Here is a 10,760-nt window from a genome sequence, read left to right as displayed (position 1 = left end):
ATACTAAAAAGAAAACAGCGGGCTACCGACGTAGAGCCCGTCTTCGGCCATCTCAAATACAACAAAAGAATGGGCAGGTTCCTGCTCAGAGGCAAAGAAAAGGTCGAAATAGAAACAGGCCTGTTAGCCATCGCTCACAACCTGGCCAAAAAGGCCGGGTAAAACCTCCTCGCTCTACTTTTTCAGCCTTAGCGGACATTTTTCTCCCCCCAATAATCCCAATTCGCTAAAAATCAGCCGAAAAATCACTAAACTTTACGCTGACTGAAAGTCAAAAAAAATGGAGACCAAAAACTGAAAATCGACCTCCATTGCGTAAATTCGGCTATTCAAATTTTAAAATGAAATTTTGAGACAGCCTTTTTTTCATGGATATTAAGCAGTTGTCGGATTGAGAATTCTGAACAACGGGAAAAACCGAGAACCTCATCCATCATTTATTTGTATGAATAATAATTTCAATTTTATGTATTGTAATTGTCTGTGACGTAGGAACTACTTTTTCTCTTTTGCTTAGGAAGAAAATTTGAAAGATTCTTAACGAATTAAGAATGACTGAAGTTAGGGTTATTGGATCCATGCTGGTTTATAGTTGGTAAGTTTTCAAATTGGCACAAACGCAAAAAGGGCCACGCCTCCTTTGATCGGAAACATGGCCCTTTGGGGTCAAATATGTCTGTCGCTTTGGATTACTCCTAAAACGACTATATAAAAATAGATCATTTTGAATTCAAAACGTGGAACAATTACATTTTTTTTCTGAAAATATTTATTGCAATTCAATTCATGGTGTCTAAAATATAGACATGAATTTGCCAATAAATTTAACAAATGAAGAAAGAGCCGCGCTAAGGGCGGAGCTGGTGGTGCTGGAGGCGCGGATCAGGGCTAAGATCCTAAAGATCACCTGGACGAATCAGAAGCTACCGTATGATAGACTAGCCAAGGGTAGAAGATTAAAAGAACTGGTTTTGCTAGCGATAAGGTTTCTGGATGAAGGTCGGATGGTCGATCTTGGACTTTGTGTCCGGGAACTACCGAATGCTGTTATTAAGCTGAAAAATTAGTCTTGGAAGGCTGTGACTTTGCCGTTTTCAACATATACATATTGGTAATTTGGGTATACGTATTGTTTGGAAACCAGATTTGCCGTGACAGTTCGGTTTATTTCATCTGGGCTTCCCCAGCTGTCCAGCAGCATCGCTTCAGTCATTCCAATCCAAATTACACCTCTTAGAATTTTGTCACCATTTGTGGGACCATATTTTTTGATCATTTCACTTTTTCGGGCCTCTCGTGTAGCTTTTAACTTGGCATCCTGAAGTTTCAGGTTTTCTTGATAGGTAGAATCGCGAATTTCCTCTTCACGAACTCTTGATAGCCTTTGCTGTTCGCTTTTGTAGGCTTTGTATTGATCAAAATATTCCTTCAAAGGAGGAGTTTTATCGACAAATGCTTGGCTCACATATCCTATCTGGTTATTGATTCTAACCTTTAGATGGTCATTCACGATATCCAATAAAGGGGCTTTGGTACCGTACTTTACTCTAAAAATAGCGCCACTTAAATTATCTGGAGTAGACCTTATCGGGGCATCATTAAAGTTGATTGTGACTGAATCAGGAAGGTTTTCCTTTGAAATTTCCTGTGCCTGAAGCTGCAAAGCAGAAAAGACCAGTAGTGTAAAAATCAAGTGTTTCATCAGAGAAGATAATTTTAAAATTGATTATAAAAAACCCGTGAGACTTATCTAGTAGCCCACTTAGCGGCGCAGGACAATCCGTTTTCTCCTCCAAAAAGAAAGGCAAAGAAGAATACAGCCACTAAAATCCCAACCATGATCAAGGTCGTAGGATTATCAATCTTGGCTTTTTCTTCAGGAGTCATATTGGCATAGCGCTCCTGGAATTCTCTCCGAGCTTTACGCTGGGAATACTTGCTATTGGGATTGGCAGGACGTGGCATAATTGAAAAGTAGTTGATACCGTAACTTATTCAATTTTTGCCAAAACAAGAAAAACGGCCCTGATCCGATTCCTTTTTTTAATCAATTTTATTTACTGTCGTCCGACTAATTCCACAAAGTACAGAAAAAGTGCTTCAGATTAATTTTGGATGGCTTTTTTTATTCTTTTCAAAAAGCACCCCCTATCCAGAGAAGAACAATTCTGTTTGTACATTTTTAAGATCCTTTTGAAATATACTTTTAAAATAGGCCTCTGTGTGAAGCAGAAACTTTTCAAGGCTGACATAAGAGCATAGATTTTTCGCCGCCACCATCACCATGGTGGAAAAGTCCTCGGCTTCCTTAACCCGTTTATGAAGCACCGTGAACAGCAGATTTAGGATCAGGGCCACCCATAGCTGGACTTTGATTCCGTTTTCACTGTCTGACAAAAAGTATTTCAACTCAAAATTCTGCTTGATTTGCTTGAAAAGCACTTCAATGACCCATCTGTTTTTATATAGCAGGACTATTGTGGATCAGTCTTAAAAGCTGGGCAATAATCGGATTCCAAGACAAAAAAATATGCTTGCTTTGCTTTATTTTGTTATTTCTTAGTCTAAACAACAATAGAAAAAAGAAGGGACAGCTCCAAAAAGCTTCCCATCTTTCATTTTGGTACTATTCGAAGATTGAATTGTTTGGTGAAATTATCTTCCCGGACGACGGTAATTTGAGATCAATAAATATTGAAACTGATTGCGGTATAATTCTACTTTTTATTTCCGATAAATTTGTCTGAAATAATTTTTATTATATTTTTGTCCATCATCATTTCCTTTTATGTTTTCAAAAGCTTGCGAGTACGGTATCAAAGCCATGATCTATGTAGCTACGCAGTCGCTGAAAGGTGACCGGGTGAAAATCGGTGATATCGTGGAAAAGGTTGGTTCGCCGGAGGCCTTTACCGCAAAAATCCTCAGCGACTTGGTTAAAAATGGCCTGATCGAATCCCTGAAAGGTCCCTATGGGGGCTTCGCTATCCAGCCTGCAAAAATGGAATCAATCAAAGTTATTCAAATTGTTTCGGTCATAGACGGTGACTCCATCTTTCGTGGATGTGGATTGGGATTGGCCGAATGTAATGCACTGGAGCCCTGCCCTATGCACTCAAAGTTTGTGAAAATCCGCTCAGAATTGAAAAAAGCCTTGGAAACGACTAGTCTTTTGGAACTCGCCAATGGAATCAAAACAGGAAAAACTATTCTGATCCGTTAGTTCCCTTTTTTTGAGCCTATTTCCGATAATTTTATCGCAAATAAGTTCTCTAACAATGAAGAATTAATTACAAGTACCCTCTATTATGAAGCGCACTATCCTTTCTACCTTGGTTTTATTCTTTCCATTCCGAGAGACATTTGCCCAGACAGTACCCAACCCCGAGATCAATCAATGGTGGTCGAGTCCCGGTATCATCGGCACTGCATTGTTAATCGCCGTCGTCTCATTTGTCGCCATCTTGATTATCGGATCCCGGCTTTCGGCTTTTATTCAAGGATTACAAAACCATTCTGAAAAGCGTGAAAAAGAGGAACTCAAATCCCAACTGGTCAATTGGGAAGAAGAGGATTTGGATTGGGTCTTGGAAAAACGAAAAGCCGCAAAAAAATATAGGCTTACAGGAACTGAACTTTCAGGAAGGGAAATTTCGGGAGATCAGCGGGGATTGATTGCCAAAGTCACTCAGGATCCCGAAAACCCACTAGTGGATGAAAAAAAGCAGGAAACACTGCGACTGGAAACTCCCGAGCCCTTGAGAAATCTGATGGTGTGGTACCTCGGAGCTGCTGTGTTCTGGCTGGTCTTTGGCACTTTGGTCGGGCAGTACGTGGGTATGAAATTCATCTGGCCGGAAATGGATCAAAGTTCCTGGCTTTCCTTTGGACGACTTCGGCCTGTTCACACTAATACGGTATTTTGGGGCTGGGCTTCTATGGCTATGGTGGGACTGGGTTACTTTGTTATGTCCCGCACTTCCAATACCCGGATTTATTCTTATTCCCTTGCAAAGACAGCTTGGTACTTAATGAACCTGACAGTAGTTCTGGGTAATCTACTTCTAATGAACGGAGTGAATAACGGCGGAGGCGAATACCGGGAATATATTTGGCCTGTTGCTTTATTGTTCGCAGCAGGCTTAATCCTGACCTTTTACAACTTTTATAAAACAGTCGCCAATCGCAAAATCTCCGAAATCTATATTTCGAACTGGTACTTGCTGGGAGGATTGATCTGGACGATCACACTCGTGGTGTTAGGTTATATCCCCACCTTTCAAGACGGGCTTGGGGAAACGGTTATTCAAGGCTACTACATGCATCAGGGAGTAGGGATGTGGTTTATGACCTTCACTCTGGGATTGATTTATTACTATCTGCCCACCTCTCTTAATAAGCCGATCTATTCTTATTCTCTAGGGGTCCTGGCTTTCTGGACTCAAATGCTTTTCTATACGCTGATCGGTACGCATCACTTTGTTTTCAGTCCACTACCTTGGTGGCTTCAGACGGTAGCCATTGTATTTAGCGCAGGGATGTTTATCCCCGTTCTTTCAGGGACCACCAATTTCTTAATGACCATGAAGGGGAGTTGGAGTGCAATTTCCAAAAGTTATGTGCTTCCCTTCTTTTTGGTTGGGATAGTATTCTATTTTGTCGGATCCACTCAAGGTAGTCTGCAGGCTTTCCGGTTGACCAACTTCATTTGGCATTTCACGGATTTCAATGTGGCCCACTCCCACATGACCATGTATGGCATCATCACTTTTATTCTTTGGGCTTGTATTTACGCCATCATGCCAAAAGTCACCGGTAAAGAACCATCCGGCCTAGGCGTAGGAATTCACTTTTGGCTGGCATTTGTGGGACTTTTTGCCTATATGATTTCCCTGATGGCCGGAGGAACCTTCCGAGGATTAAGCTGGATTGAGGGAGAATCCTTTATCAATTCAGTCATTTTGATGCAGCCTTATTGGGTATGGAGAGCGATAGGTGGATCGCTGATGTTTGTCTCGCATTTGGTATTTGGTTACAACTTCCTCCAAATGAACCGATGTGAAAAAATTACCAAATCGCACACCTCTCCAGCAATTTCTTCTGTTCACGCTTAACTCTGCAAATCATGTTTGACTTTCATAAAAATCATAAACTCCTCGTCATCACTTCATTTTTGGGATTTGCAATACTAAGTACGGTCATTGCGGTATTTCCTGCACTCCAACTTCAGAAGGTCCAACCTCTGCCGGGAATGAAGGAAATGAGCTCGGAGGAACTCAAAGGTCTACAAGTCTATGTCTCTGAAAATTGCATGGCCTGTCATACCCAACAAGTGAGAAATATCGAAATGGATCACGTGTGGGGTCAGCGGCCTTCCTTGGCATCAGATTATTATTACAGTAAGCAGCGACAGGACCTTTGGCGGCAGTCTCCATCCCTGCTCGGCAGTGAAAGAACAGGCCCAGACCTGACCGAAGTAGGAAAAAGACAACCCGGAAAAGAATGGCATCTTCTTCACCTATTCAATCCACGAATTGTAGTCAAAGAGTCTGTAATGCCAAGCTATCCTTGGCTTTTTGAAGAAAAGTCACCTGCCATGGTCACCCAAAAAGACGTTATCGTACCTGTTCCCGGGGAGCTTTTGAAAAAACCCGATCACAAGTTGGTAGCTAAAAAAGAAGCTTTAGAACTGGTGGCTTACCTCCAGTCACTCGTCCAAACAAATTTGGGAGAGGACTTGAGTCCTGATTTCATTCCTTCGACCAGAAGGAAATCAGAATACCCAATCGGAAACACTAATTTGGGACTGGATGGGCTTCAGCTCTACACCGAAACCTGTTCTGCCTGTCATCAGCCAAACGGTGAGGGAATTGCAGGGGCATTTCCTCCACTGGTAGGCAGCAAAATCGTCAATGATCCCGATCCCAATATCCTGGTTCAGATCATCTTGTCCGGTTACGATGCTCGCCCGGAGTTTGGTGTCATGCCGGGATTTGCCGATCTCCTCACCGATGAAGAAATCTCCGCTATTGCTACTCATGAACGCCAAAGTTGGGGTAATCAGGCTCCTGACGTCACTCCTAGGCAAGTCGCCGAAATCCGAAAATTTATCCTTAACCAATAATCGATATTCCATGCAATCTTCCGAAATCTACCTCGAATCCCTTATCATTGCGACTCCACAGGAAGGACGAAATCTGGCCATCAAACTTGCCCGAAAATCCATCGTCGCCATCCAGACCGACCCCGAAATCCGCAAAAAGCTCCGCGTCGACTACGCCCAAGACACCGCGCAACTGATCGCCTCGGCACAGGTTATCGCCATCGAATTCCAAACAATTGCCATGGCAAACAATTACTGGAAATCATGAAAAAGTGGCGTCTATTGCTTTTGGTCTTCTTCGCATCTGTCATTCAGGCATTCCCGTGTGATGTTTGCAAAAGAAATCAGCCCGAATTGCTCCAGGACATCAATCATGGTACTGGACCGCAGGCTGATTCCGAATATTATATTATAGGAGGCGCCGTACTCGTGGTGCTTTTGACCCTCATTTATAGTGTCAAATTCCTCATGAAACCCGGAGAAAGAAGCCCCGAACATATCAAAAACATGATTCTCAAATCCAGTCCAGAACTATGAACGACAATCGAAAAATCAGGGTATTTCTCGATGAGGATCCGGTACCCTTTGCAGAATTCAATCCTCCGGTCAAGTTTGTCCTCGATAGCACCAAGATTCCCGACGGCAAGCATCAATTACGGATTGTTGCCCAATCTACTTCAGGCAAAGAAGGTCTTAAAACCGTTTCCTTTGAAGTCAGAAACGGCCCCTCGATCGCCGTAGTAGGACTTCAGGATGGGGAGGTAGTAACCGACCAAGTTCCGGTAACTATCAATTCCTACGGGAGTGAACGCAATGACTTCTTCCTCATTCGAGGTTCGGAGACTCCTAAAGGAATCCCTGCCTGGGTATGGGCTACCTTGATCTCCTTTGTGGGATTTGCGCTCTTTTACTTTATCATGTACTGGAAACCAGACCATTACCAATCCTTTTTCTAATGAACAAATCAGACATACTCGACCTGAGCGATATCCGGGTTTTAGGGGATACATTTTATGGAAAAGTCCGAAAGGACGCTCTTTTGAAAGACATCTTCGAAGATGTCATTCAAGAACGATGGCCGGAGCACTTGGAGAAAATGTACCGATTTTGGCAAACGGTCCTTCTCGACCAACACACCTATCAGGGAAGCCCATTTGTCCCTCATGCCCATTTACCGGTGGAAAAAGCTCATTTCAAACGCTAGGTTCGGCTTTTCTTCAAAACTGTGGATGAAAATTTCTCAGGAGAAAAGGCCGAGCGTGCCAAATGGCAAGGGGAACGAATGGCTGGAATGTTTCATCTCAAAATCAATTATTACCGAACTTCCACCGTAGATCCCATTTTGTAATCAAATTCAACCCTACACGACCATGGAAAAGAAAGCTCCCCTCAAGCGCCACCCAGCCCTCCATCACCTCAGCCACGATCATCACCACGGGCTTTTGCTCTGTTGGAAAATCCGACAGGGATTTAAGTTTGGTGTTGGCCCCGAACGGATAAAAGACTACTGCGAATGGTTTTGGGGAAATCATCTACAGACCCACTTCGATGAGGAAGAAAAACTCATCTTTCTCATCCTGCCAGAGGAAGATCCAATGATCAAGCAGGCCTTAAGTGAGCATAAGCGTCTAAGAAAGCTCTTTTCATCTTGGGAAAATCCCGAAAAAACGCTGGGCCTCATCGAAGAAGAACTTGAAAAACACATCCGGTTTGAGGAGCGGGTTCTTTTTCCTGTCATTCAGGAAAAAGCCGGATCAAAACAATTAGAGGGTATAGCAGCACATGCGGAGCGGGAAAAATTTGTGGAGAATTTGAATGATCAGTTTTGGATAAAAGGCACTTAACGCCGCTTCCAAAACTGAATTTTATCCCAATAGCTCAACTCCCGGATATTAACATCCCAGTAGGGATAGAGGCGATTTTTTGAGAGGTTGTTGATCAAAACCGAAGCAAGAAAAAGAGTCAGAATACCCGTCAACACCGGGTTGATCACATAGAAATAATCCATTTGCCTCACTTCTTCCGAGCCAATATTGGCGATCAAGGCAATGGCCCCGCCCAGAGGTTGGAGAGTTTTGGTGTATTGCATTGCCAAAATGGACAAGGAAACTGCCAAAGCTGGAGAAATCCAGATGTATTCTGTACTGGAAAATTGTTTGTAAGCCGATACACCAATAAATGCAGAAATTAGACTTCCAAAAATTAACTTACTTGGTTGTGAAGTAGGACTATTGGTCATGCCAAACAGTAAAACCGCACTTGCCCCAAAGGCTCCAATCAGAAAAAGAGCATCAAGATTTTCAATTGCATAAAGACATTCTGCATCAATCCAATGGTACTCAATCCTAAAAAAGAACCCACGAAAGCCCATAGGTTATCAATTGGATCGTGCGAAGTTTCACGATAGGCAATCAGGCGGGCTTTTCTTAGTCCCCTTTTTATTTTTTGAGTTGGCATAGGTTAGGAACAAGTCCCAAAAATAACAAGAGATAAGTCTAGCCAAAAGTCCCACCTCCTAATACCTTCTATCTTCCAAGACTTTTAGAAATCAAAGCCCCTCCAGCATACTCATCAGCTTGCCCCGTACTTCTCCGGCTAGTGACTCGATGGCTGGATTTTGCACCACCGACATTGCGGCAGCCGGATCCATGATCGCTACTTCGTAGTCTTCTCCTCCGAGACTTCGGATGGTCACATTGCAGGGCAAAAGTGTGCTTACGTGAGGTTCTTCAATCAGCACTTTGTCCGCAAAAACCGGATTGCAGGCACCCAATATCAGAAAGGGCGGATAGTCTTTGTCCAGCTTTTTTTTCATGGTGGCCTGAATGTCGATTTCGGTTAGAATACCGAAACCCTCTTCTTTTAACCCTGCTTCGACTTTGGTGGTGTCTTTGGTCTGATAGACGGTTTCCCAATGATTTTCCAGCGTTGCTTCCATGTTCAGATTAAGTAGTATTAAGTTGAATAGAAAATGACCTATTTACCGTAACCTAAGTCACACAGAGACCAGAAATCGGATCTAAAAATTAAGTAAAAATTTATTAAAGGACTTTTTTATCCTTTATATAAAATTAATGTAATTTTGTGAAAGCAAAATCCTCAATTCTTTCTCAAAAAAATATCCATATCAATGAAAACTAGGTTATTACAACCCTATTACCTTATTCCTTTTGTTCTAACCGGACTGATGGGAGGAATAGCAGGTGGTTGGATTCGATTGGGATGTTTGATGATCCCAATAGCTTCGGCAGGAATGAATCATGGCCTCTTGATGGTTGGAAGTTTTTTGGGTACGCTGATCTCTATCGAACGGGCTATGGTGATGAAAAAGAGAACCTGGCTTTTTATACCTCTTCTTACCTGCGCTTCCATATTACCTTTTCTGCTTGGATTCACTGACTTGGGTCTGATTTTACTGATGGCGGGTTCTCTGGGTCTTGGCATAATAATGCACATACAGACCCTGAAGCATCCCGAATTTCACTCAGTGCTGCTTTATGCTGGAGCGGCTTCCTGGTTTATCGGAAATCTTTTGGCTTTTCAAACTGGCCTAATTGCAGCAGGCAGCATTTGGTGGATCGGATTCCTTTTATTTACCATTGTCGGAGAGCGACTTGAACTCAGTCAGTTCTTGCCAGTTCCGGCTTGGTCCAAATTAGCTTTGAAGGTTCTATTGCTATTTTTCACCATCGGCTTAATTATCCCTTTTCACTCTTGGGGAAATGAACTCATGGGCTCAGCTACTTTCCTGATCGCGATCTGGCTGTTAGTTTTTGATATGGCAAAAGTCGCCTCCAGAAAACCAGCCCAATTCCGATACATCGGGATTGGGCTCCGAGTGGGCTATATCTGGCTGGGAATTCACGGGCTGATCCTTTTGGGATTGGAGAGTCATTCGCTTTTCTATGATCTTTTGCTCCATACCTTTTTTCTGGGCTTCACCTTTTCCATGATATGGGCGCATGCACCGATTATTTTCCCCATCATCTTTGGCATTCGGGAGACACCCTACCATCCCATTCTTTGGATGACTTGGACGCTTTTTCAAGTCAGTTTATTGGGAAGAATTATTTTCAGCTTGCTTGAAATGCATGAGCTTCGCAAAATATTCGGCGTAGCCAATGGGTACTTGATCCTAATTCAGTTTGGACTGATGGCGGGTGTAATTCTCTGGAAAATCCGACAAAGGGAATGCCCAAGTAATTTAAATCACAATGAAACCGAAAAACCTAACCCAACTTTGGATTCCCGTGCTTAGAACTTGGCTTCATAGTGTCCTGATCTTTTTGATCCTACTCAACGGAATGGGCTATACGTTTATTCAAGTAAATTTTTACTTGGATCGAAAACAAATTACTGCGCTGTATTGTGTCAATAAGGACAAGCCCGAACTCCAATGCGACGGAAAATGTGAGCTTGGAAAACGTCTCTCAGAAGCTAAAAACCAGACAGAAGGTCAAACTGAAATCACCTTGGAAGAGCTCAGACTGGTTTTCCCTGAACAAATCACGCTCAACCCTATAGTACTCAAGTTGAAAGACTATTTGGAACTTCATCCCAATTCCTTCTATAAAAAGAATCTGACAACAGGTTCCGAAATGGATTTTTTCCACCCCCCACAACTCGTTTTTTCCTGAGAAAAAGACCGACTAAAAGT

Annotated in this window: 18 protein-coding genes; 13 read left to right on the top strand and 5 right to left on the bottom strand. The window is 42.8% G+C overall.

Going from position 1 to position 10,760, the window contains the following annotated elements; all coding sequences use genetic code 11:
* Together C4S61_RS17655 and C4S61_RS17650 are read left to right on the top strand one after the other, a co-directional pair.
* Positions 1-162, top strand: a 162-nt coding sequence (locus C4S61_RS17655; RefSeq protein WP_200820613.1) for a transposase, incomplete at its 5' end; no start/stop codon positions are given.
* 644 nt (positions 163-806) lie between these two features.
* Positions 807-1,067, top strand: a complete 261-nt coding sequence (locus tag C4S61_RS17650; protein ID WP_103926122.1) for a hypothetical protein — start codon at positions 807-809, stop codon at positions 1,065-1,067.
* Here the strand turns inward: C4S61_RS17650 and C4S61_RS17645 are convergent.
* From C4S61_RS17645 to C4S61_RS17635, 3 genes are all read right to left on the bottom strand, one after another.
* Positions 1,064-1,702: an SH3 domain-containing protein gene (locus C4S61_RS17645; RefSeq protein WP_103926121.1), complete on the bottom strand. Its 639-nt coding sequence runs from the start codon at positions 1,700-1,702 to the stop codon at positions 1,064-1,066. The genes C4S61_RS17650 and C4S61_RS17645 overlap by 4 nt on opposite strands.
* 44 nt (positions 1,703-1,746) lie before the next feature.
* Positions 1,747-1,965 (bottom strand): hypothetical protein, encoded by a 219-nt coding sequence (locus C4S61_RS17640; RefSeq protein ID WP_103926120.1) that lies wholly within the window; start codon positions 1,963-1,965, stop codon positions 1,747-1,749.
* A gap of 183 nt (positions 1,966-2,148) precedes the next feature.
* Positions 2,149-2,472, bottom strand: coding sequence for a transposase (locus tag C4S61_RS17635; protein ID WP_262495028.1), 324 nt, complete (start codon positions 2,470-2,472; stop codon positions 2,149-2,151).
* Between the two features lie 316 nt (positions 2,473-2,788).
* Between C4S61_RS17635 and C4S61_RS17625 the strand changes: the two genes are divergently transcribed.
* The 9 genes from C4S61_RS17625 (at position 2,789) to C4S61_RS17590 (ending at position 7,947) form a co-directional block, all read left to right on the top strand.
* Positions 2,789-3,223, top strand: coding sequence for an RrF2 family transcriptional regulator (locus C4S61_RS17625; protein WP_103926118.1), 435 nt, complete (start codon positions 2,789-2,791; stop codon positions 3,221-3,223).
* An 85-nt stretch (positions 3,224-3,308) separates the two neighbouring features.
* Complete coding sequence (locus tag C4S61_RS17620) at positions 3,309-5,114, top strand: cbb3-type cytochrome c oxidase subunit I (RefSeq protein ID WP_103926117.1); 1,806 nt, start codon at positions 3,309-3,311, stop codon at positions 5,112-5,114.
* Between the two features lie 11 nt (positions 5,115-5,125).
* Complete coding sequence (locus C4S61_RS17615; RefSeq protein WP_103926116.1) at positions 5,126-6,124, top strand: cbb3-type cytochrome c oxidase subunit II; 999 nt, start codon at positions 5,126-5,128, stop codon at positions 6,122-6,124.
* A 10-nt stretch (positions 6,125-6,134) separates the two neighbouring features.
* Positions 6,135-6,371 (top strand): hexameric tyrosine-coordinated heme protein, encoded by a 237-nt coding sequence (locus tag C4S61_RS17610; protein WP_103926115.1) that lies wholly within the window; start codon positions 6,135-6,137, stop codon positions 6,369-6,371.
* On the top strand, positions 6,368-6,640 hold the full coding sequence (locus tag C4S61_RS17605) for a hypothetical protein (RefSeq protein ID WP_103926114.1): 273 nt from the start codon (positions 6,368-6,370) through the stop codon (positions 6,638-6,640). The genes C4S61_RS17610 and C4S61_RS17605 overlap by 4 nt, the downstream gene beginning before the upstream one ends.
* The gene (locus C4S61_RS17600; RefSeq protein ID WP_103926113.1) at positions 6,637-7,059 is read left to right on the top strand and encodes a cytochrome C; all 423 of its coding nucleotides are present in this window, start codon (positions 6,637-6,639) and stop codon (positions 7,057-7,059) included. Before C4S61_RS17605 ends, C4S61_RS17600 begins: the two co-directional genes overlap by 4 nt.
* A complete protein-coding gene (locus C4S61_RS22370) occupies positions 7,059-7,307 on the top strand; it encodes a group III truncated hemoglobin (RefSeq protein WP_235010081.1) in 249 nt (82 codons plus the stop codon). Before C4S61_RS17600 ends, C4S61_RS22370 begins: the two co-directional genes overlap by 1 nt.
* A 21-nt stretch (positions 7,308-7,328) precedes the next feature.
* Positions 7,329-7,451 (top strand): globin family protein, encoded by a 123-nt coding sequence (locus C4S61_RS22520; RefSeq protein ID WP_262495027.1) that lies wholly within the window; start codon positions 7,329-7,331, stop codon positions 7,449-7,451.
* A 22-nt stretch (positions 7,452-7,473) separates the two neighbouring features.
* Positions 7,474-7,947: a hemerythrin domain-containing protein gene (locus C4S61_RS17590; protein WP_103926112.1), complete on the top strand. Its 474-nt coding sequence runs from the start codon at positions 7,474-7,476 to the stop codon at positions 7,945-7,947.
* On the opposite strand, the gene C4S61_RS17585 is transcribed toward C4S61_RS17590, so the two are convergent.
* A complete protein-coding gene (locus C4S61_RS17585) occupies positions 7,944-8,474 on the bottom strand; it encodes an HPP family protein (RefSeq protein WP_235010079.1) in 531 nt (176 codons plus the stop codon). The two genes, C4S61_RS17590 and C4S61_RS17585, sit on opposite strands and share 4 nt — an antisense overlap.
* Before the next feature lie 177 nt (positions 8,475-8,651).
* Positions 8,652-9,041, bottom strand: coding sequence for a DUF302 domain-containing protein (locus tag C4S61_RS17580; RefSeq protein WP_103926111.1), 390 nt, complete (start codon positions 9,039-9,041; stop codon positions 8,652-8,654).
* A 192-nt stretch (positions 9,042-9,233) separates the two neighbouring features.
* On the opposite strand from C4S61_RS17580, the gene C4S61_RS17575 reads away from it, so the two are divergent.
* On the top strand, positions 9,234-10,361 hold the full coding sequence (locus tag C4S61_RS17575; protein WP_103926110.1) for a hypothetical protein: 1,128 nt from the start codon (positions 9,234-9,236) through the stop codon (positions 10,359-10,361).
* A complete protein-coding gene (locus C4S61_RS17570; RefSeq protein ID WP_103926109.1) occupies positions 10,318-10,740 on the top strand; it encodes a hypothetical protein in 423 nt (140 codons plus the stop codon). Before C4S61_RS17575 ends, C4S61_RS17570 begins: the two co-directional genes overlap by 44 nt.
* Positions 10,741-10,760: the final 20 nt, after the last annotated feature.

The organism is Algoriphagus boritolerans DSM 17298 = JCM 18970 (assembly GCF_900108085.1).
Classification (GTDB): Bacteria; Bacteroidota; Bacteroidia; order Cytophagales; family Cyclobacteriaceae; genus Algoriphagus; species Algoriphagus boritolerans.
Note: the sequence above shows the minus strand (reverse complement) of the source record. Positions and strands in the feature narration are given on the sequence as shown.